At 55.6% G+C, this 22329-nt stretch carries 18 protein-coding genes; 12 read left to right on the top strand and 6 right to left on the bottom strand.

All coding sequences use genetic code 11. The annotated features are described in order from the left end of the window. Positions 1 to 668: 668 nt before the first annotated feature. Together JIO00_RS10880 and JIO00_RS10885 are read left to right on the top strand one after the other, a co-directional pair. A complete protein-coding gene (locus tag JIO00_RS10880) occupies positions 669 to 1388 on the top strand; it encodes a carboxymuconolactone decarboxylase family protein (protein WP_234452943.1) in 720 nt (239 codons plus the stop codon). A 429-nt stretch (positions 1389 to 1817) separates the two neighbouring features. Further along, positions 1818 to 2801 (top strand): quinone oxidoreductase family protein, encoded by a 984-nt coding sequence (locus tag JIO00_RS10885; RefSeq protein ID WP_200668179.1) that lies wholly within the window; start codon positions 1818 to 1820, stop codon positions 2799 to 2801. Positions 2802 to 3376: 575 nt separating this feature from the next. On the opposite strand, the gene JIO00_RS10890 is transcribed toward JIO00_RS10885, so the two are convergent. Both JIO00_RS10890 and JIO00_RS10895 read right to left on the bottom strand, forming a co-directional pair. Then, complete coding sequence (locus JIO00_RS10890; protein WP_033040639.1) at positions 3377 to 3859, bottom strand: hypothetical protein; 483 nt, start codon at positions 3857 to 3859, stop codon at positions 3377 to 3379. Positions 3860 to 4038: 179 nt separating this feature from the next. Further along, the gene (locus JIO00_RS10895; RefSeq protein ID WP_010458982.1) at positions 4039 to 5112 is read right to left on the bottom strand and encodes an NAD(P)/FAD-dependent oxidoreductase; all 1074 of its coding nucleotides are present in this window, start codon (positions 5110 to 5112) and stop codon (positions 4039 to 4041) included. A gap of 593 nt (positions 5113 to 5705) precedes the next feature. On the opposite strand from JIO00_RS10895, the gene JIO00_RS10900 reads away from it, so the two are divergent. Next, entirely contained in the window at positions 5706 to 6065 is a 360-nt protein-coding gene (locus tag JIO00_RS10900) for a DUF6124 family protein (RefSeq protein ID WP_200668181.1), read from the top strand. Between the two features lie 243 nt (positions 6066 to 6308). Here the strand turns inward: JIO00_RS10900 and JIO00_RS10905 are convergent, their stop codons facing one another. Together JIO00_RS10905 and JIO00_RS10910 are read right to left on the bottom strand one after the other, a co-directional pair. Beyond that, on the bottom strand, positions 6309 to 7223 hold the full coding sequence (locus JIO00_RS10905; protein WP_234452944.1) for an AEC family transporter: 915 nt from the start codon (positions 7221 to 7223) through the stop codon (positions 6309 to 6311). 131 nt (positions 7224 to 7354) lie between these two features. Next, the gene (locus JIO00_RS10910; RefSeq protein ID WP_083377142.1) at positions 7355 to 8461 is read right to left on the bottom strand and encodes a mandelate racemase/muconate lactonizing enzyme family protein; all 1107 of its coding nucleotides are present in this window, start codon (positions 8459 to 8461) and stop codon (positions 7355 to 7357) included. A 260-nt stretch (positions 8462 to 8721) separates the two neighbouring features. On the opposite strand from JIO00_RS10910, the gene JIO00_RS10915 reads away from it, so the two are divergent. Further along, complete coding sequence (locus tag JIO00_RS10915) at positions 8722 to 9456, top strand: FadR/GntR family transcriptional regulator (protein ID WP_154911574.1); 735 nt, start codon at positions 8722 to 8724, stop codon at positions 9454 to 9456. 133 nt (positions 9457 to 9589) lie between these two features. Here the strand turns inward: JIO00_RS10915 and JIO00_RS10920 are convergent, their stop codons facing one another. Further along, positions 9590 to 10522 (bottom strand): LysR family transcriptional regulator, encoded by a 933-nt coding sequence (locus tag JIO00_RS10920; protein ID WP_200668183.1) that lies wholly within the window; start codon positions 10520 to 10522, stop codon positions 9590 to 9592. A gap of 138 nt (positions 10523 to 10660) precedes the next feature. Between JIO00_RS10920 and JIO00_RS10925 the strand changes: the two genes are divergently transcribed. From JIO00_RS10925 to JIO00_RS10935, 3 genes are all read left to right on the top strand, one after another. Continuing rightward, entirely contained in the window at positions 10661 to 11974 is a 1314-nt protein-coding gene (locus tag JIO00_RS10925; RefSeq protein ID WP_200668185.1) for an MFS transporter, read from the top strand. A 62-nt stretch (positions 11975 to 12036) separates the two neighbouring features. Then, positions 12037 to 12786, top strand: coding sequence for a creatininase family protein (locus JIO00_RS10930; RefSeq protein WP_033038802.1), 750 nt, complete (start codon positions 12037 to 12039; stop codon positions 12784 to 12786). A gap of 277 nt (positions 12787 to 13063) precedes the next feature. Further along, positions 13064 to 13894: a type 1 glutamine amidotransferase domain-containing protein gene (locus JIO00_RS10935; RefSeq protein WP_145310802.1), complete on the top strand. Its 831-nt coding sequence runs from the start codon at positions 13064 to 13066 to the stop codon at positions 13892 to 13894. A 916-nt stretch (positions 13895 to 14810) separates the two neighbouring features. Here the strand turns inward: JIO00_RS10935 and JIO00_RS10940 are convergent. Beyond that, the gene (locus tag JIO00_RS10940; RefSeq protein ID WP_145310800.1) at positions 14811 to 15686 is read right to left on the bottom strand and encodes a LysR family transcriptional regulator; all 876 of its coding nucleotides are present in this window, start codon (positions 15684 to 15686) and stop codon (positions 14811 to 14813) included. A gap of 99 nt (positions 15687 to 15785) precedes the next feature. Here JIO00_RS10940 and JIO00_RS10945 point away from each other — a divergent pair, with 99 nt between their 5' ends. The 5 genes from JIO00_RS10945 (at position 15786) to JIO00_RS10965 (ending at position 22321) form a co-directional block, all read left to right on the top strand. Next, positions 15786 to 16955: a mandelate racemase/muconate lactonizing enzyme family protein gene (locus JIO00_RS10945; protein WP_154911576.1), complete on the top strand. Its 1170-nt coding sequence runs from the start codon at positions 15786 to 15788 to the stop codon at positions 16953 to 16955. Positions 16956 to 17058: 103 nt separating this feature from the next. After that, positions 17059 to 18366, top strand: coding sequence for a C4-dicarboxylate transporter DctA (dctA, locus tag JIO00_RS10950; RefSeq protein ID WP_200668187.1), 1308 nt, complete (start codon positions 17059 to 17061; stop codon positions 18364 to 18366). Positions 18367 to 18488: 122 nt separating this feature from the next. Next, positions 18489 to 19361, top strand: a complete 873-nt coding sequence (locus tag JIO00_RS10955) for an isocitrate lyase/PEP mutase family protein (protein ID WP_145310816.1) — start codon at positions 18489 to 18491, stop codon at positions 19359 to 19361. Between the two features lie 588 nt (positions 19362 to 19949). After that, on the top strand, positions 19950 to 21125 hold the full coding sequence (locus JIO00_RS10960; protein ID WP_325166945.1) for a DUF2252 domain-containing protein: 1176 nt from the start codon (positions 19950 to 19952) through the stop codon (positions 21123 to 21125). 83 nt (positions 21126 to 21208) lie between these two features. Continuing rightward, positions 21209 to 22321 (top strand): hypothetical protein, encoded by a 1113-nt coding sequence (locus JIO00_RS10965; RefSeq protein ID WP_169857346.1) that lies wholly within the window; start codon positions 21209 to 21211, stop codon positions 22319 to 22321. Positions 22322 to 22329: the final 8 nt, after the last annotated feature.

The raw sequence follows: 22329 nt of genomic DNA on the forward strand, positions 1-22329 counted from the left end.
TCAATCTTAATAGCTCATGACGCTGGAATAACTATTTCGCGACAGACAACCGCCAGCCAATAATTGCCTGCCATGAATGTCCGTTTAGGGCCGTTTCCTACCCGTCGCGAAGGGCAGTTATCGACCCAAAGCAGTCAGTCCTGCGATCTCGCCTGGAGCTAAATCAATATAGAGCGTTATGGGAAAAGGTCGGGACTTCCAGATGGGAAATCCAAGCTGGCGGAGTAGCTGGCTCCAAACTACGCTCAATGACGGATCCTTCTTTCTTCAGCGAAAGCTGGTGAAATCACCTGTCTGTTTGGGAATTTTAATTTTTTGCTCAAGGACAAGATAACTTAGTAAGATCTCGAGATTACGATCTACAGGTACTAATCGAGGAGAATTTCAAACTCCGCCAAGTGGTACTAGTTGACAGCCTTAGTCGCACGAAATGAAATAGCCAAAACCAAGTCCGTTTGGGCTCGCCCAAACCGATTTTAGCTGCACACTCTTTCGCTCATACTTGAGTATGATTTACATCCAATCTAAAAAGCGTAGCCTGTACACAGATATCATTATCTTCAATCACGTGACAAAGAGAAGAACCTCGTTTACAACCCTTGAATCCGCCAATTTGTAATTCGAACACTACAATCTTTTCTTGTTTCGAACTTACTGTGGAGTTTTGTATGCACCCTTCTGAAAGTCCCGAATTAACAAGCATGTTCGATAACATAAAATCGGCATCGCCCGTACTTGAGCGCTATACCAAAGAAGTGCTTTTCGGCGCGCTATGGCAAGGCCCAGAACTGTCCACCAGAGACCGAAGTATTGTGACGCTTTCGGTAATGATTTCGCGTAATCAGAGTGCGCACATGACCAGCTATTTGGATCTCGCGCTCGACAATGGCGTAAGCCCTGACGAAATTTCGGAAATCATTGCGCACTTGGCGTTTTATACAGGATGGGCTAACGCGATGTCAGCTGTGGAGGTGACGAGATCAGTCTTCGAGCAACGCGGTATTACGACAGATCAGCTGTCACCAGCCATCGTCAATTTGCTCCCGGTTGATGCCGCTGCCGAAGAGCAGCGTGCGCTTGCCGTCGTTGAAAAATTCGGCACGACAGTGCCTGAGCTGGTTCAATTCACAAACGACATACTGTTCAGCGACGTATGGCGCCGGCCCGGCCTTTCGCCGCGAGATCGGTGCCTGATCACAGTCTGCATGGTGATTGCCACTTCACAGGTTACAGTGCTGCCTTTCTATTTGAACCGAAGCATGGACTATGGTCTAACTCGCGTGGAAGTTGCGCACGTTATGACTCAACTGGCGTTTTACTCAGGCTGGTCGACCGTCTACTCGGCACTGCCCTTCATCAAAGACGTATTTGAAAGTCGATCGAGTTGATTGAGAAAATGCCGAGTTCCGGCATACCGGTCCTGACTGGACGCGCAGTTCCGTTAGCTAGCGGCATCAAAATGTAGCTGGGTTCCCCCGCGACTTGCATCAGGCCCTTAAATGCCGATCTCTGTTCACCGATATATGGCTCCGCAAGGTAGTGGAACACTTCACCAGTTTTGGTCAGCCGAACACTGCGGGGCGGTGGGTGCGGCTGTTAAACGCACATCGGCCTTATTCATATCTGATGCGGATTGTTACGCACACGTAACGGCTGCGGCGGTAATCCTCAGTCCAAAACTATCAGTATTAATTATCGAATCCCGCGTCACAGATTGTGGGTGTTGGAGCTAATTTATCAACACTTGGGTAAATCCACGATCAACTTCTCCAAGCAAATTATCGCGGGACCTACTCTATATCGCTAAGGAAACACTCATGACCTATACCGCTAAAGCCGCGTACATACACCAATATGGCGCTCCCGAAGTTTTGGTTTTTGAAGAAGTTCAAGTTAGCGCGCCAGCTGCCGGGCAAGTGTTGATTCGCAACACCGTGATCGGCCTCAATTTCGTCGAAGTTTATTATCGTCGCGGCACATTCCCAGTACCTTCGTTCCCGGCGATCCTCGGTAATGAAGCCGCCGGTATCGTCGAAGCGGTGGGCAGTGATGTAACTTCGGTCAAAGTGGGGGATCGAGTGGTCTACTCCGACGACGTCCATGGCGCTTACACAACCTTGTGCCTATACCCCGCCGACCGCGTAGCGATTATTCCTGACAGGATCACCGATCATCAGGCCGCTGCGGCATTCCTGAAAGGCCTGACCGCACGTTATCTACTCAAGGAAGTCGTCGACCTGGCAAAGGGTGACACAGTGCTCTACCACGCGGCAGCCGGTGGCGTCGGGTTGATCTTCGTACAATGGGCCAAGGCTTTGGGCTTGCGGGTGATCGGCACTGTGTCCTCCGACGAAAAAGCCGCCATTGCCCTAGCGGCTGGCTGTAATCACGTCATCAACTACCAAGAGGAGAACTTCGCTGAGCGGGTGCTGCAATTCACCGATGGCACCGGCGTTAAAGCCGTGTTCGACTCGGTCGGCAAAGACACTTTCAACGACTCATTGGCGGTCCTCGCACCACGCGGAACCCTCGTAGTGTTCGGTAAAGCCTCCGGCAATCCGCCGCTGATCGACCCGTTCGCCCTGGCACCACGCTCGTTGAAACTGACCTGGCCCATCCTGCCGGTGTTCGTCGCCACCGCGCCACAACTGGCCCACGCCGCCAAAGACTTGTTCGCCGCCATCAGCAATGGCCTGATCAAGGTCGAGCCGAGCCGGGTGTATCCGTTCGAGCAATTGGTAAAAGCGCATCGTGATCTGGAAGAGCGACGCACGACTGGGGCGGCGGTTCTGGTAATCTAAAAGATCTTCTTATTTCACAAAGCACAATATGAGCCGCATCTGCGGCTCATATTGCGGCGAGTTCCTCTTCTTTCATCCTCAAGTGATTATTCCGCTTTAACCGAAGATTGATGCGCTTATTGCCGGATTGCTGTCTCGCGAGGGGCAGCAATTGGCCGATTACAGCCCGTCGCGAAGGGCAGCAACCGACCCATGGCTGCCGGTCAGCAACCGCAGAATTCGGCCAGCAACCGTCTTGTCAGCTTTCATGCCGCTCAGAGCGACCGCCATACTCTCAACTGATCGTGCCGTAACCACAGAGCGGCCTCTCGGTGAGCAAATCATGACTTTGAAATGGCCGCCTCTGGTCCAGAGGGCTGCGTCCGTTTCGCCCGCGAACTGCTCCAGTGATTCGAATCAATGCTATCTGGCTCTCCACTGAGCCGATGGACCTGCGTGCCGGTACCGAGACGGCATTGGGCCGGGTGATCGCATTCTTTGGTCGCAAGGAGGCGATCGGCAAGTGAACACAGTATCGGCGCAACTGCTAAATGCCAAAGCTGAATCGGACTTGTGCAGTGTCTGGTTGGCTAGCGTCACCGATGAGTGTAATGCTGCTGTATGAAGTCGTGATCGACTTCGACCAGTCGAGGGTATCTGCTTTCGTCAAGCGTTTCGCGAAGTCGCCTAGAGTAGCTTGCCTGCTCAAAGGCAACTTGGCACCTGGCGCTGTCAAAGAATGACCGGAGATGGGCGAGTGCCTGATCAAATGCAGGGCTTTCAATACGCAGAAATAGACCTGTCAAATCTTGCTGGTCCGTGAGTTCTCGATACAAGTCGATTGCGAAAATACTGCCTCCGTTATTTTGAGCATGATACACATGCACGTCGCCGTAGCCGTTGTAAAGGTGGGCGAAATACAACTCGTGGAGTTCGATAATGTTGACGGGAATTTCAAGGGTGGTAAATACCGCCTGCAGGTCGGCGCTGGGAGCCTTCTGGTCACCTTCCCAGGTTACTAAATCTGACATCGAAACACAGATGTCGAATTCTTTGGCATAGATGGTTTTTTTGGACATTCTCATTCCATCGCTGAGTGTTGGAATTTTAAGGGTGGAGCTTCATAAGGCATCGACTACGGGTTATGCCTGATATCGACCGGACGAAGCATCAGCTCATCACAGAAAGAACCAGCGGTCGCTATTCTATCTCCGCGAGAGGCCGGAAATGACCTATTGCTGCCTCACAAGAGGATCCCCTACGCTTGCAAAAATCGATCGGGCCGGCATGGGCAAAGGGAACTGGACGCCTTGTCATCGATGATCTCCTCGCTGGCCAGACGTCCCACTATTGCCGCCAAAGTAATTCCGGGGTGCATTGCACAAACATAGACGCCACCTACTTTGGGTAGATAACCGATGATGGGGATGCCATCGGCAGGCATGGGCCTGAGTCCGACACAAGCCCATTCCGGATCTATGGAAACAACACCATGGAGTTCGTTCTGGATTGTCTTGGCAGTTCGAAGCGCTATCGCTGCCGGCTGATTTTCCATGGCGTCGTCCAGGTAATCTTCTGCCGCCAGCAACGCACCATCCGAACTTTGCCTCACTTCCATTTCAGGGCTGGAGATGAGGGTGTGCACGAGGTTGGGTTGTGACTTGTAACGGATGAAAATGGCAGGCGAGGCCTCTATCGGCAGGGACACTCCAAGCATGTCTGTCAGCTTCGTGATGCCTGTCCCGGCTGCCAATACGACAATATCGGCATCGATGATGCCTATTGTTGTTTCGACTCCGGTCACCGTTGCACTCTGGGTTACAAAACCGAGCACTCGCGTCTGAGTGAGAATCTTCGCCCCATACGCCTGGGCACCTGCGATCAACGCATGCGTAGCTGCCACTGCGTCCAGCGCTCCTTCTTCAGCCGCATATAGAGCAGACTGGGGAGGGTTCTTGAGATTTGGTTCAAGGTCGAGAATCTGCGATCGAGACACCAGATTTGCCGAAGCTTGGTGACCTGGGATCGGCAGCGCTCCAATCGCCATCACGCTGTAAGACAAGGCACCTGTCCATCGTATCTCCAGACCAGGCAGCTGCGTTTCGAGTCGGCGGTACTCCTTGATGGCAGAACCGCGCAGTTGCGCAATTGGGTCAGGTTCGGGGTGTGAGGTATTGAGCCAAGCGAATGAGCTGCCAGTCACTCCCGAAGCTATATCTTCAGCCTCTACCAAGGTGACATTCGCGCCTTTACCGGCCAAGTGATACGCCAATGACGCGCCAACGATGCCTGCACCAATGACAACGACTCGTCTGCCCTGACCATTTCCCATATCAACCTCCGTTCTGTCGATGTGACGATGGTACGACAGCTGGATGATTTCATGACATGAGAACCTGATCGTTCAGGACGCTTTTTGAGTGTCTGCTTTTGGTCGATAACAGGCTGATTCAAGAGACCACGTTGCTATCACACTTGCGACGGTCATCTTGTAAATACGGCAGTGGCTTCCTGAATTTTTTTCGAAGCTTTCACCGCCTGTAGGAAGCGCGTATCAGCTTTTTCAACAACCCTTGAGCGCGCATGTTTAAACGCCCTCAAGGTTACGTCCTGAAAGCTACAAAACCTTGCGCCGTTGCCTACGGCTGCACCAGAATCCGCCGGCTTGTGCGCTTATGGGCCGCTCGGTAACTTGATTCGTGTCACTGCCCTTCAGTGATCGGGTTTAGCAGCCCGGGGTTACAAGCAAGCTGCACGAGCTCTTGTCAGTCAGGCATTCCCACGCCTGCACTTGATGGTGGTTGTGCGCAGGGCGCCTTCGGGCGCGCCGGCTTTGCTAGCTTCCCCGGTCTGCTAACCTGCGTACAGCTGCCTCCCTCTCGTTTAGCAGCAAGAAGGTTGGCGCTCAATTTGAGAAGCGAGCTTATGTTCAAAATTACACCTAACCCACCAGACACCGATCCAGTGTCCCCCTACGAACCCGATTCAAAAAAACTCAACGAAGCAGCCGAACGCGCCCTCGATTTCCACTTCCCATCAAACGCCGATATCAAAGCCACCCCGCGTAGCTCCAGCAAACTGTTTTCCGTGGACCCAGAAGCCACAGCCGAAACCCTGGCGGTTTTTTTGGTCGAGACGTTGGCGTCGGTCGACGTGATGGTCCATCAGTTGGTGGATCATCTGGAGGGGGAGTCGCGCTATGCCTTGCTGGGCATTTCAAACAGCATCATGGTGGCGGAGATTACGGCGAACCGGGTGTTGGATAGGGTTGAGCCGTCTAAGTAGTTGCTGACCTGTGGTGAGGGGGATTGCTTGCACTGGGTGGCGAGGCGGCCTTAACAGATGGGCCTGCTGCGCAGCCAGCGGGAGCAAGCTCCCTCGCCACAGGTTGTTTGTTCTATTTGTGTTTGTAAAAAACGGGACGCTTGGCGTCCCGTTTTTTAGGGGGGTGGTATCAGCCTCCGGCGCGTTTATTTAACGCCTCTGCCGCTGCAGCGATTCCAGCCTGGCGCCTGCGCGAGCCAGCAGTCAAGCAGCGGCAAGCCCGCCATCAATCAGGTAGATCGCAAAGGAGAACGTCACGATCGACAGCACGGTGCTGACCAGAATGGAGGTCGCGGCTTCGCTTTGATAGGCGCCGGTCTGGTTCGCAAACATCGCCGGGATCGTCGCCGATGGAAGGGCGCAAAGCAGGATCATCTGTTGTGCGTACAGGCCATGAGTGCCGAGCAGTACCGTGGCGCCGAACATTAACACCGGGTGAATGAGCAGCTTGAGCCCAAGGTTGCCCCAGACTTCACCGGACATTTTCAGTTTCTCCGACGACATGATCAGTCCCAGGCACAGCAGGGATACACCGGGCGTGGCCTTGCCGAGCAGGGTGAAAGACTCCGCCGCAAGCGCAGGCAACTCGACCTGCAGCACGGACAGTAGAATCCCCAGGGCCGGCGCCCACATCAGGGGACGACGTACCGCCCCTGAAAGGCTCGACAAAAACGCCTGGCCGCCACTGGCCTTTCCATCGGCGATGGTGAGCAACATGGTCGTCAGCGGGATCATCACCAGGCTCGCGACCAGGTTGAGTACCAGCACCGAGTAGATGCTGCCCGCGCCGAACATTGCACCCAGGATAGGGATGCCCATGAAGGCGGCGTCTGGATAACCGTTCACGAAGCCCTTGAGCGTTGCCACCTTGAGATCGCGAGTGCTGAACCAGCCGATTGCCAGCGCTATCGTGTACATGCCCATGATGCCGATGAACGTCGCCACGATGAACTTGAAGTCGAAGAGCTGTTCACGGGGCGTGCTCGCCATCCCGACAAAAAGCAGCGCCGGGAATATCCAGCCCAGCACCAGGCGGCTGATCAGCAGGCTGTCCGAATGGGTCAGCCGTCCGCGCTTGCCGGCGATATAGCCCAGCGCGATCACAAAGGCGACGGGCAAGATGGGTCCTACGATCCTGTCTAACATGTCATCAATCCTCGTATTTATTTTTATCAAGAATGTCGTCATGGCTGATCGAGGCCGACACGTCGGCGTCGATCAACGTTGCAATGAGCCAGCGGCTTATGGGGTCAAGGTTTGAAGCGGTAATCCCGGATGACGTCCTGGTCAGGCTCGATGCCGAGTCCCGGCCCTTGCGGTACGTCGATGCGTCCGTTACGCGGGATGATGGCGTCGCCATAGAGTTGCGCTTCGAGGTCGAAGTAACGCCATTCGACCAGTGACTTGGCGCCGCCCAGGGCTGCACTTCCATGCACCGCCGCCAGCAGGCCGGGGCCGTCATAAAAGGCGTGGACCATCACGGTGACGCCATGGGCGTTGGCCAGTGCATAGACTTTTTGCAGTTCGGTGATGCCGCCCATTTTGGCGGGGCTTGGCTGCACGAAATCCACCGCGCCGGCCTCAAGCAGGTGCTGGAAGTCCATGAGCGTCGAGGCATTTTCGCCAGCCGCAACCGGGATGCCGCCGTGCGCGCGCACCCTTGCCAGCCCTGAATAGTCTTCCGGCGGCCACACCGGTTCTTCGATCCAGCGAAGGTTCAACGGGCGAAGTTTCTCGGTCATGTCCAGCGCTTCGCGCACCGTCCACGGAGCGTTGACGTCGAGGGTGATTTCCACGCCGGGGCCAGCGGCTTCGCACGCAGCGCGGATGACGTCGATATCCACTTCGTGCAGCTTGAGGTGGCGGAAACCGCTGTTGACTGCGCGCTGCACATTGACGCGGATGAGTTCGGGGTCTGCATACCGGATCAGGCTTGCGTACGCCGCAAGAGACGTGGCCTCACTGCCGCCCAGCAACTGGTAAATCGGTTTTTCGGCGGCTTTGCCCGCGATATCCCACAGCGCGATGTCAATCGCCGAGAGGCCATAGATGAACGCGCCGCTGCGACCGAAAACGTGAAACTTCCTCTGCAGATCGCCCTGTAATTTCTCCCGTCGAGTGACATCGCTGCCAATCAGTTCAGGCGCAAGGATGGTGTCGATCACCACTTTTACCGCCGGGATTGCGGTGAAGCCGAAGGTTTCGCCCCAGCCAACGATCCCGTCGTCGGTGGTGATCTTGACCACGAGAGAGTCGACCATTTGCAGGTCTTTCGGCCCCCAGACCCCGCCGGCCGACGGGCCGCCCGTGGTGAAGGGAATACGAAGCGGAATGGTTTCAATGCTGGCAATTTTCATAGGATTGCGCCTCAAGCGGGTTGCGAAGCTGACACGGCAATTTTTTATTCGTCCGTATCAGGTTGAGGGCAACGTACATCACATCCTGTTGTCCTTCAACAGAACAACTGCGGCATTTCAGCAGGCTTTAATCTATTTATTAGATAAGTCATTGTTTTAATTGGATTAAGTGTTTGATGTGTTTTGCGAATTTCAGTTTCAACTGTCAGGAACAAGTCTTCTGATGTAGATTAAGTAGACAAGTGAGGGGAGAAAAAAGAATGAGTGAAATGAATGTGCAACCCGTAACCCGCCGACCTCATCTGGCCGAGCACATCGCCCGCTCGCTGAGCGATGAGATTGCTTCCGGGCGGCTGCGGCCGGGAGACCGTTTGCCCACTGAACAGTTTCTCTCGCAGAACTTCGGCGTCAGCCGCAACGTGGTGCGCGAGGGCATCGCCACGCTGCGGGCGCAGGGGCTGATTCAGTCTCGCCAGGGCGTAGGCGTCTTCGTCTCCGCCACCTCCCAAGCGTCAGAGCCTTTGGCACCGCAGGCGAGTGCGCCGATCCTGGACGGTGACAACACCATCCGAAACATGTTTGAAGTGCGGGCCGTCCTGGAAAGCCAGGCCGCCGCGCTCACCGCCTCGCACATGACCCCGGCCAAGTTGAAAGTCATTCAGGCCGCGGTCTTGCGCATGCAATACGAAGGCGAACCGACCCTGGAAACGGTCAACGCCGACCTCGATTTTCACAGGGCCGTTGCGGCAGCGTCGGGCAACGACTATCTCGAGACGATGATTCGCACAGTGCTCGAGCCAATGCGCGCACTGATCACCATGAACTTCGCGCGGCGCGGCCCGGTGTTCAGCAACATTCCTCACGCGGCGCGCGGGGAGCATGAAGAACTCGTGCAGGCTTTTATCGATCGAAATGCGACGGCGGCACGCCAGATCATGGGGGAACATATCGTCAACGCAGCCTCGCGATTCGGCTACGAGATCACATTTTTCTGATGATTTGAGCCGAGCGGATCTTGTTTCATTGTTCTACAACCTGGTCAGGTTGTTCCTTTGGCCTTTCGAGCATCTCGAACGCGTCTGTTCCATCAGCAGAGAAGGCGAGGCAATAGGGATGACTTGTCTCTGGTCAGGCACTCGGCACTCCCGTATCAGACGCAAACATCGGCAAGCGCTGCAACATCCAGTTCAGTAGCTCTTGAGCAGGGGCGGCCAACGGTCGGCCGGACTTCACCAACAGTTTTGCTTCAACCCCAAGAAGCAACGGATGGTCGATCGATACCGCCGCCAGGCTGCCGTTGGCGATTTCCCGATAGGCCGCGAATTCGCCGAGCAACGAAGCAAAACCGCCGTCCTCCACCATGCGCTTGAGCGCCGCGAGGGAGTTGCTGACGAGTACCGGGCGGATCTCGATTTTCTCGGCATACTCGAGCATCTTGATCGCATGACCGATACCGAACGTCGTGGGTGTCAGGACCAGTTGGCAGGCGAGGATATCCTCGACGGTTGCCGCCGCGCCCCGCGATGCCAACGGATGATCCGGGCGAACCAGCAGCATCACCGGTTGCGAAAACGTCGCGCGGTAGTCGATGTGCGGATGCGGCGGCGGATTGTACGCAAGGCCGATGTGCGCACGATTTTCGGCGACTTCGTTGAGGACATCGTCGACGGGCAGAATGTCCAGCCGCACATCGAGCTTGGGGTACTGCTTGCAGAACGGCGCGAGCACGTTGTCGACCAACGCGTCGACATAGCCCTCGCTGATGACGACGCGCACATGGCCTTGCTGCAGGCCCTTGATCGCTTGCAACTGATCTTCGAGTTTCTCCTGGTGCGATCGATAGCCGCGCCAGAACTCCAGCAAGTGCGCCGCGGCCTCGGTGGGCTGAACACCGCGTGCCTGGCGCTCGAATAGTTTGGCGCCGATTTCCTCTTCCAGCAGCTTGATCTGGCGCGTGATCACCGAGGGCGACGTATTGATGCTGTCGGCCGCGGCACGGATCGATCCGTGAGTCAGCACCTCATGAAAATACCGAAGCCGTTGTTGATTGATTTCGCGCATGCCGGGAACTCTCTCCAGAGATGTTGCGTTGCCTGTAGAGCAACACTACACGAACTTAGTTGCTCTTGCTGGTCCTGAGGTGCCGGTGCAACATTCTCTGACACGAACTCGGACCAACAAGAATAACGGGAGATTCGCATGTCAATTCTTCAGGCGCCGGCACGAAGTGATGCCATTTCAGCCCTTTACCGCAAGCTCAACTGGCGGCTGCTGCCGCTGCTGTTCATCTGTTACGTATTTGCGTATCTGGACCGGATCAACGTCGGCTTTGCCAAACTGCAGATGCAAAATGACCTTGGTCTTTCCGATGCTGCCTATGGTGCGGGCGCCGGTATTTTCTTTCTGGGATACGTATTGTTCGAGTTGCCGAGCAACCTGATGCTGCCGAAGGTCGGCGCGAGGAAAACCTTCAGCCGTATTCTGGTGTGTTGGGGCATCACCTCGGCCTGCATGTTGTTCGTGCGCAACGTGCCGATGTTTTACGCCATGCGCTTTCTGCTGGGTGTGTTCGAAGCCGGTTTTGCACCGGGCATGATTTATTACCTGTCCTGCTGGTACGGTCCCAAGCGTATGGCGCGGGCCATTGCGATCGTGTTTATCGCCGGCCCCATTGGCGGCATTGTGGGCGGCCCACTGTCTGCGTGGTTGATCACCACGTTCCAAGGCGTTGGTGGTCTGGCCGGCTGGCAGTGGATGTTTTTGATTGAAGGCTTGCCGTGCGTTTTCCTCGGTGTGCTGACTTTTTTCATCCTTTCCAATCGACCCGCTGAGGCGCGCTGGCTGAGCCAGGAAGAAAAGGCCTTGCTGGCCAGTGAGCTGGGTGAATCGACCGGGCGCGTCCATTCGTTCCGTGCAGTGTTGCGCGACCCGAAAATCTACATTCTCGCCAGCGCCTATTTCTGCATCATCTTCTCGATCTACGCCATGAGTTTCTGGCTGCCGGCAATCCTCAAGGCCCAGGGCGTCAACGACACCATGCAACTGGGTTGGTACGCCGCGATTCCCTATGTCGCCGCCGCTTGCGGCATGTACTGGATAGGGCGCCGGTCGGACCGTGTCGGTGAAAGACGCTATCACTGCGCAGTGCCGGCGGGGATCGGCGCGATCCTGCTCCTTATGTACCCTTTTGCCGACGGCAACCTGATGGCCGCGCTGGCACTGCTGACCGTGGCAACCGCCATGATGTTCATGGCCTACACCGTGTTGTGGGCGATGCCCTCCGAACACATCAAGGGCGAGGCGGCGGCAGGGGGCATTGCCTTGATTAATACCATCGGTCTTTCCGGCGGCTTCTGGGGGCCGGCCATAATCGGCTGGGCAAAAACCGCAACCGGCAGCGCGAATCTTGGCGTCGTTATCGTGGGTTGCGTATTTTTGTGCGCAGCATTGGTGATCCTGTCGACCAAGCCGAAAACCCGTGACGGCGCGATTCCGGAATACAGTGCGGGTTGATCTGTTGCCACCCGCGTCCTTTGTCATGTTCCGCAAGGAACCCTTTAAAAGAGAGAACTCAAATGCTTTTACACCTGTCGACCTGGGCCGAGATCGGCCAATTTCTTCAACGCAGCCGCACCATCGTGATCCCGATTGGTTCGAACGAACAACACGGTCCTACCGGTCTTCTGGGGACCGACTGGATGTGCCCGGAAATCATTGCCGGTGAAGCGCAAAAAAACGCAGACATCCTGATTGCACCGACCTTCAATATTGGCATGGCCCAGCACCATCTTGGGTTCCCTGGAACCATCTCGCTGCGTCCGTCGACCTTCATTGCGGCGATTGGCGATTGGGTGCGCTCGCTGGCCGCTCACGGGTTTGAAAAAATCCTCTTTCTCAATGGCCACGGTGGCAACGTTGCATCGATTGAGGCGGCGTTCTCTGAGCTCTACGCCGAAGCCAGCTTCGCTCGACGCCCAGCAGGGTTCGCGCTGAAGTTGTGCAATTGGTGGGACCTTGAGGGGGTAGGGGAGCTTGCGCGCGAGCAGTTTCCTACGGGGCACGGCGTTCATGCCACGCCGTCCGAGATTGCGGTCACACAATGGGCCTACCCGGATTCGATCAAATCGGCTGAATACTCGCCGCAGATCGCCCCTTGGGGCCCGATCCGCGAAGCGATGGACTTTCGCGCACGCCATCCCGATGGCCGCATGGGCTCGGACCCGGCGCTGGCGACGCCAGACAAAGGTCGTGAACTGGTCATGCTGGCAGCACAGAGCCTGGTGCGGGAGCTGGACGCTTTCAGCCGCGAATCAATGCCCGGCTGAACAATCACATCAAGTCTTTTCAATTGGCCAACGCCCGGTATTTCCGGGCGTTGGCACGTCCTGTTTGAGGAAATCCCTACGATCGTTGATACGGAGGGTTATCCATGCCCCGGAGTTTTCACCGAGAAAATTTCAACCACAGGCCTAGCACTTCAGCGACAGCAAGCCCCAACTATTGATTACCCAGTGTAATAAGTGAAATTCAATTCAGGGGCTCTATCACTCTCTGCTCTAGTAATAAGATGGCGCCAACAAACCACTGCTACTGGAGAATCGCGTGAAAAAAACCATTATTGCCGCCCTGCTAACCGCTGCCGCTAACTATGCCAACGCCGGTACGGTATTGGTTGTACTGTCGGATCAGGCTCAACTGGACCTGAAAGACGGCAAGGTCATGCAAACAGGCTTCTTCCTGAACGAATTAATGCAACCGGTGCAGACCTTCATCGAGGCGGGTCAAACCGTCGTATTTGCCACCCCTAGCGGCAAGGCGCCAACCGCAGACCAGAAATCCAATGATGTGAGCTTCTGGGGCGGCGATGAAAAGGCCCGTCAGGAAAGTCTTGCGCTGCTGGACACGCTGAAGCTGACCTCGAAGAGCGGCTCGCCGGCAATCAGCTTCGCGCAGGTTCAGAAAATCGGCTACGACAAGTTCGATGCCGTATTCGTGCCTGGCGGTCATATCCCGATGCAGGATCTGCTGAAGGACAAGCAACTGGGCCAACTGCTGACCAACTTCCATGAAAAAGGCAAGATCACCGGCTTCACCTGCCATGGCACCATAGCCATGTTGTCGGCGATCCCGGATGCGCACGGTTTTGTCTCCGCACTGGAATCGGGCAAACAGCCGGCAGCGCCAGCCAATTGGATTTACAAGGGCTACAAAGTCACTGCCTTCACCGACGCGGAAGAGGAGCAGGCCAAAGGTTTCCTCGGCGGCGGCCATATGAAACTGTTCCCGCAGGATGGCCTGACGGCAGCCGGTGCTAACTTCTTTGAAGCCAAGCCATGGAGCGAGAACGTGATCGAAGATCGCGAAGTCATTTCCGGCCAGAACCCACAGTCGGCCAAGGCAGTCGCCGTGGCCATGCTGGCGAAACTGAAGTAATCCTGGGCGGCCGTTCCGGGCAAACCGGGCCGTAGGTGCTGGGGTCGATCTGCATTGGCTCCAGCGCCACCGTCTATCCCGACACGCTGCACGCTAATGTGTCGGAAGACGATACCCGCACATTTCGTCCAAGCCCAAGGGCCGCTCGTAATGCCCTCGTTTAGAGATTTTACCGCCCGATAGTTGTTGTTCCCGCCTTCCAATGCCCGGCTTCAAATTCTTGTGCCGACGACGTTATCGCTTGGTAGAGGGCCTCGTACAAAGTACCGGATTGGTCCGAACTGAAGTCAAGATGTGATCGATAATCTGCTAAGTCGCATCTCACCTGGCTACTTATATGCGTTCGACCTGACCCATTATTTGCATTGCACCTGACTAACCAGATACCAAAGTTGTAAGCGGCGGGAATCGACCCGGTGAGGCTGGCGACAAACAGCAATCGGCTGTGGCAGGCTGATTCAAGAGACCACGTTGCAGACACATTTGCGATGCTCACCCTCGTAATCACGGCGGTCGCTTCCTGAATTTTTTTCGATGCTTTCACCGCCTGTAGGAAGTGCATATCGGCTTTTCAACAACTCTTGAAAGCGTATGTTTACGTACCCGCAAGGTTACGTCCTGAAAGCTGCAAAACCTTGCGCCCTTGCCTTCGACTGCACCAGAGTTCGCCGGTTTGTACGCTTTTGGGCTGCTCGGTAACTGATTCCCGTCACTGCCCGTCACTGCCCTTCAGTGATCGGGTTTAGCAGCCCGTCGTGACGAAGCGTATCTGCATCCAGAGAGGCAGGTCATTTCATGCCTGCACTTTATGGTAGCTGTGCGCAGGGAGCCCTCGGGCACGCCGGATTTCGTCTCCGCGTTTTCGACGGCCCCAGCACGCCATGGGGTGATTTAAAACTGGAGACGGCCAATGGAGCTAGTCGCCCACTCTGGCCCAGAACTCTTCAGCAGATGGACTGAGTGGCGCTGTTGGGCGGGTCAGGTGAATCTCCAGCGGGATATCCCAGCTTTCATCGAGTGCCCTGACTAAGCGTCCATCCATTATTTCCTGCTCGGTGAGGCTCTTGGGCAACCACGCCACGCCTTTGCTTTCCATGGCCATGGACATCAGCACTGCCGCGAGATGGCTGCTGAAAAGGGGTTTGAGGTGAAGGTAATCTTCCTTGCCATGCAGCCGGTGAGCAACGATGCGCCCCAGTCCGGACTCATGTGTGTAAGCGAGGTAAGGCAATGCCGCTGGGGAGGTGCCGAAGTGGGCGGAAGCACTGGCCAGTGGAACGAGAACGTCCTCACCTACTTTCTTGCCGATGAACTGGTCAGGGGCCAGCAAGGGTGGAACGTCGGGGTGGCGGTGGCAGAGCAGAAACTGAACCTGGCCATGTATCAGCATCTGCTCACAGACAGCCATGCTGTCTGAGTGCAGTTGCACAGCCTCGATTGGGGCACCGTTTTCCGCGCTACGAAGCCACCTTGGAAAAAAAGTAAACGAGAGGGAGTGAGTTGCGGCGAAGTGCAGGGATTTAGCGGCCATTCCCGCCACTTCTTGAGCTTCGTTGCGCATTCGGTACAAGCGCCTGGCAGCCTCCTGAGCACTCGGCAATATTTGCCTCCCCGCTTCGGTCAGGGTCGCCCCTTGAGGGGTGCGAACGAACAGTTGTACGCCCATCCAATTCTCTAGGGAGCGGACTCTACGACTGAATGCCGGCTGAGTAACGTGCCGCGCTTCAGCCGCGCGAACGAAGCTGCCGTATTCCGCAAGGGCTGAAAAATCTTCGAGCCAGACGAGTTCCAAAGGCCATGCCTCCTGTGCATAGGGTGCGGCATTAATAGCATTGGGCGGGGGGCATCGCAAAGCATAACGTGGGGCCATCAACAACAAGAGGAACCCGTCATGCGTATCGTAGACATCCGTGAAAAAACCGTCTCCATCGCTTCTCCAATCGCCAATGCCTATATCGATTTTTCGAAAATGACCTGCTCGGTTGTCGCTGTCGTCACGGATGTGATTCGCGATGGTAAACCTGTCATCGGCTACGGTTTCAACTCCAATGGTCGCTACGGTCAAGGCGCACTGATGCGCGATCGTTTCCTGGCGCGGATCACTGAAGCTGATCCAGATACTCTCGTCGATCATGAGAACAACAACCTGGATCCGTTCGCCATCTGGAAAGCCCTGATGACCAACGAAAAGCCAGGAGGCCACGGCGAACGTTCAGTTGCAGTCGGCACGATTGACATGGCTGTGTGGGATGCCGTTGCCAAGATCGAAGGCAAGCCGCTGTACCGCCTTCTGGCTGACCGCTATCGCGGTGGTGTCGCCGACGACAAGGTCTGGGTCTACGCAGCAGGTGGTTACTACTACCCTGGCAAAGACCAGACCAAGCTCAAAGCAGAAATGCAGAGCTATCTGGATCGCGGCTATGACGTCGTGAAAATGAAAATCGGTGCTGTACCTCTGGATGAAGACATTCGTCGTATTGAGGCTGTGCTGGAGGTTGTCGGCGATGGCCGCCGCCTGGCAGTCGACGCTAACGGTCGCTTTGACCTTCAAACCGGTATCGCTTACGCCGAGGCGATCAAAAAGTACAACCTGTTCTGGTACGAAGAAATCGGCGATCCGCTGGACTACGCGCTGCAAGCTGAACTTGCCAATCACTACGAGCTGCCAATGGCTACAGGTGAGAACCTCTTCTCGCACCAGGATGCTCGTAACCTGCTGCGCCACGGTGGCATGCGCCCTGATCGCGACTACCTCCAGTTTGACTGTGCACTGTCCTACGGGCTTGTGGAGTACATGCGCACCTTGAAAGTGATGGAAGACATGGGCTGGTCTTCGCGTCGTGTGGTTCCGCACGGTGGCCATCAAATGTCTCTGAACATCGCCGCAGGCCTGCACCTTGGCGGCAACGAATCCTATCCAGACGTGTTCCAGCCTTTTGGCGGGTTCGCTGACGGGATTCGCGTAGAAAACGGCTACGTGGGTCTGCCGGATATTCCGGGTGTCGGCTTCGAAGCCAAGTCCGCCTTGTACGCCGTCATGCGCGAGCTGGGCGAGGGCTGATAGCGCCCGAACCGTGGCTTCTTCGCTGGAGGCCACGGTTATCTGGCGTCTTCCCCTGACGCCACGCCACACGCCCAACACAACAATAAAATGAGGTGCTTCCGTGGAAATCTCCAAGTCCCGCTGGTACAGCCAGCTGTATGTGCAGGTGCTGATCGGTATCGTCATCGGTGCCGCAATCGGTCACTTTGAACCGCAATTCGGAGCCAGGCTGCAACCTTTTGCAGACGGCTTTATCAGGCTCATCAAAATGCTGTTGGCCCCTATTATTTTTGGCACCGTGGTTGTCGGTATCGCCAAGATGGGCAGCATCAAAGAGGTGGGGAGAATTGGCGTTAAATCGCCGCTCTACTTCGAGATTCTTTCAACCATCGCACTGGTCATCGGCCTTATTGTGGTCAACGTTGTAAAGCCAGGCGTCGGGATGAACATCAATGTCGACACGCTGGATGGCAGTTCAATCGCCAAGTACAGCCAGGCTGCCAGTGAGCAGGGTGGCACCGTCGATTTTTTCATGAACATCATCCCGCATACGTTTGTCGGCGCGTTCTCCAATGGCGTCATGCTCCAGGTCATCCTGCTGTCGGTGCTGATGGGGGTTGCCCTGGTTCAAATGGGTGAAACCAGCAAGCCGCTGATCAATACCATTGATCTGTTCCTGCAAGGCCTGTTCAAGATCGTGGCAATGGTCATGCGTCTGGCTCCAATTGGTGCTGGTGCCGGTATGGCTTTCACTATCGGCAAGTACGGAATCGGTACGTTGTTGTCACTTGGCCAGTTGTTGATAGCACTCTACGCCACCACCCTGATCTTCATCGTGGTCGTGCTGGGCACGGTTGCTCGATGGTCGGGAATGCCCTTGTTTCAGTTTCTCCGTTACTTCAAGGACGAGATTCTGATCACGCTCGGAACCTGCTCGACTGAGGCTGTGCTGCCACGAATGATGGTCAAGCTTGAAAAGCTGGGCTGCAGAAAGTCGGTCGTGGGTATGGTGCTGCCGACTGGCTACACCTTCAATGCGGATGGCACCTGCATTTACCTCACCATGGCGGCGATTTTCATCGCGCAGGCAACCAATACACCGCTGACGTTTATGGATCAGATGATTCTGTTGGGCGTCTTCCTGCTGACCTCGAAAGGCTCGGCTGGCGTGGCGGGGGCCGGGTTCATCACCCTGGCGGCAACGCTCACAACCATCCACTCCATTCCGTTGGTAGGCCTTGTCCTGCTCCTGGGCATCGACCGGTTCCTGAACGAAGCGCGAGCCGTGACCAACCTGATCGGCAACGGTATCGGCACCATCGCCATTGCCAAGTGGGACAACTCGTTTGATGTCGAGGCCTGCGAGCGTGAAATGGCCGCAATGAAAAACGAAAAGGCAGAGCGTAAAGCCTTGTTAGCGCAAAAGTAATCAGCCTCGCTTACCGGCCATTGCGCTTCGAACTGGGTGTAATGACCGGTAGCTAATGCATGTTTCGTACTCGCAAGACGATTCAAGCGATGTACTCAGTGGAAGGTGATGGAGCCGAAAAAATGATTGAGCGATCTCATCATGAACTACGTAAGGCGTTCGGTGATTTGCTTCATGGAACAGTCTGTAAATTTGCCGCATCCGTGTTCGATCCGATCTCCGTTCGAATGGCCTCTGACCTTGGCTTTGAGGTCGCGATTCAGGGGGGATCCATCGCCTCGCTTCAAGTGCTTGGTGCCCCAGACATCTCGTTGCTCACGCTCGATGAATATTCAGAGCAAGTTTCCAGGGTTGGTCGCGCCAGCCAAATCCCGATCATTGGGGATGCTGACCATGGATTCGGAAACGCGCTCAATGTGATGCGAACAGTCACAGAGTTACAAAAGGCGGGTGTTGCTGCGCTGACACTCGAAGATACGCACCTACCCGCCAGGTACGACGAGCAGTCGAGCGTGCTCATCAATATGGAGGAGGCGGCGAGCAAGATCTACGCTGCACGATTTGCCCGGTCAGACGATGCATTGAGCATCATCGCCAGGACGAATGTGGCCCTCACTACTTTGGACGATTCGATTGCTCGGACTACGGCCTATGAGAAGGCTGGGGCAGACGCTGTTTGCCTTGTTGGCGTCAAGGACTTCCAGCACTTGGAAGCACTCACAGCGCATCTTTGCGTCCCGATCATGCTCATCAACTACGGTAATCCCGCACTGAGCGATGTTGAGAAACTGAGTGCGGCTAATGTACGGATTGTGGTCAATGGACATGCCTCCTATTTGTCCGCGATCAAAGCGACTTACGAGGCGTTACGCGAACAAAGCGGCACAGCGGGGCGCGAGCTTTCGGTCTCTGAGTTGCTTTCAAAATACACACACTCGGACAAATACCGCGAATGGGCAACGACTTATTTGAAGTCAGATAACGTCTCCGTTTGAGCTTGAGACGGTCACCTTGTAAACCCGATTCAAAAAACTCGACGAGGAATACCTCGGCTTCCACTTCCCGTCGAACGCCGATATCAAAGCCACCCCGCAGCCGAAAAAAAAGGGGACGGATTTATTTTTCCATCGAACGCCCGGTAGATCCGGGCGTTGGCACATCTGCTTGAAGGCATCCCATCACTGAACGCTTTTCCCGTCGCTGCATTGATTTTTGTCAGAAATGCCAATGCCATCTGGTGTTAGCGTTTTGATGAACAATGGCTACGGCCTTGCCCTGATATGGCTCATTACAATCGTGGTTGACTCAATGGTGCCCCAGAGAACAAAGGAGCGGACATGTCTCGCAACAAGCAGAGTCCTGTCAAAGGTACGTTGAAGGACGCAAAAGGCATGGAGAACGATGAACCGATATTTCGCTCGCGCAAGGAACGACTGGAAGCAGGTGAGCGTTTATCCGAGAGCGTGCCGCACGCACTTCACGCCGTTTGGAAGCCAAAGCGTAAACACCGCGACCCTATTGAAATCCTGGAAGCGTCTAACCGATATCGCCTGCCCAATCTGATTCCGGTTCGCTACGGGCGCATGTTACGCAGCCCGTTTACCTTTTTGCGTGGCTCTGCCGGGGTGATGGCGCATGACTTGGCTAATACGCCGAACACAGGCATTCAAGTCCAAGCCTGCGGGGATTGTCATCTTTTGAACTTCGGACTTTTTGCCACTCCTGAACGCAACCTGATTTTTGACATTAACGATTTCGACGAAACGCTTCCAGCCCCTTGGGAATGGGATGTAAAACGCCTCGCAATCAGTTTCGTCGTGGCTGCCCGTGACAACCGGTTCAGCGACAAAGACGCCCAGGCCATAGCGGTCCAGTGTGTTCGTGCTTACCGCGAGCGCCTGCGCAAACTGTCGAAGATGAGCCCGCTGGACGTCTGGTATGACCGCCTGGACGCTCAAACGATCATCGACATGGCCCCCAACGCCAAAATCAAAAAGAACCGAGTTCAGCTGATTGCCAAGGCCAAAGCACGCATCGGCGAATACCTTTATCCGACAATCAGCAGCGTAGTAGCGGGACGTCGACGCCTGCTCGATCAGCCACCGATACTGTTTCATATCTATGAAAAGGACTTTGCACAACGTGTGCAGGTGGCGCTGCAAGACTATCGATTATCGCTACCGCTTGAACGGCGTGTGCTGTTCGATCGTTACCGTCTCGAAGACTTTGTCGTCAAGGCTGTCGGGATCGGAAGCGTCGGCACCTATTGTTTTGTCGGCCTGTTCTTTTCTGCTGAAAATCACCCGTTGCTCCTTCAATTCAAGGAAGCCTGTCCTTCGGTGTTGGCTCCTTTTGCGGGCAAGAGTGACTTTGAGAATCAAGGTGAGCGCGTGGTCACCGGGCAACGCCTGATGCAGGCCTCCAGCGATATTTTCCTGGGCTGGACGCAGGGGGAAAGTGGCCGGCATTTCTTCGTCCGGCAGTTACGAGACATGAAAATGGCGGCCCCTGTCGAGGGCGCGACGGTCGATCAGATGAAGCTGTATGCCGAGTTGTGCGGTCTCACACTGGCCCGTGCCCACGCCAAATCCGGGGATGCTGCGCTCATCAGCGGCTATTTGGGCAAGTCGGACACCTTCGATCTGGCTATTGGCGAATTTGCCCAGAGCTACGCCAAGCAAAACGCGAAAGACCATGCCTCGTTGGTGGCCGCTGAAAAATCAGGGCGCATCAAAGTGTTGATAGAAGAAGACTTATGAAACCGATCCAGTGCGCAGTCATTACCTCGCGTGCTGAACCCGATTGCCCAGTGCAACAGAACAATACGTTGTGAGGCAAGGTCATGGATCACGATCTTTCAACGGCGAAGACCAGGCTATTGCCGGGCCGTACTCGTCAAGTAGCGCTCTTCTTCGTTGCCTGCTGCGTGACCGGGTGCACAACGATGGGACCGAACTCGATTCAGCGTGACCGTACAGATTACAGTGCAGTTATTGCCTCGACCTGGAAAGAACAGACACTGCTCAATATCGTCAAATTACGCTACGCAGATGCGCCCGTGTTCCTCGAGGTTTCCTCGGTCATTGCCTCCAGCGCGATGCAGAGCCAGGTCAGCCTCGCAGCGAGTTGGTATTCTGGATTTCCCAGCGATGGAAACAGCCAGGCCATAGGGGCATCCGGGGTGTACACGGATCGACCGACGATCAGCTACACCCCGCTTTCCGGGGAGAGATTCTCTCGCTATTTACTGCAGCCCCTATCGCCGGCTGCCGTGTTCTCCCTGATTCAGGCCGGCTATCCTATTGATCGCGTCCTGCAATTGACCACCAGCGCCGTTAATGGTGTCTATAACCGATCCACATCCCCCTCGCGTTTTCGAGCAGCAGATCCGCGTTTCTATGAGTTACTGGAGGCCTTCAGACGGATCCAGCGCTCTGAGTCGCTGGGGATGCGCATCAATCAACGAAGCAACGATGAAAGCATGCTTGTCCTGATCTCGCGGGACGTCTCCGACGACATCGAGAAAGATCGCCGAAAGGTGCGCGAACTCCTTCACTTGAGCCCCGATGCCAGCGAGCTGAATCTAAAGTTCGGCATGGTGCAGCAGGATGATACCGAGGTCGTGCTACTCACTCGTTCCATGTCGGAAATCTTCGTGGAGCTGGCCGCTACCATCGAGGTTCCACCTGCCCATGTGCAAGAAGGCCGTGCAAACCCGGCGCCTGCCGCGCCTGAGCATCCAAGCCCATGGGACGAACCATTAGTGCGCATTCACTCAAGCAGGGAGCGGCCAATCGATGCCTATGCAGCCGTTCGCTATCGCGACTATTGGTTCTGGATCGATGACCGTGACATGAAATCCAAATCGGAGTTCTTGTTTATTCTTGTACTGTTTTCGCTGGCCGAAACGGGCGTGGCGCCACAGACGCCTGTGATCACCGTGCCGGCAAACTGAGCGACTGG

The organism is Pseudomonas sp. SW-3, assembly GCF_016615645.1.
Taxonomy (GTDB): domain Bacteria; phylum Pseudomonadota; class Gammaproteobacteria; order Pseudomonadales; family Pseudomonadaceae; genus Aquipseudomonas; species Aquipseudomonas mandelii.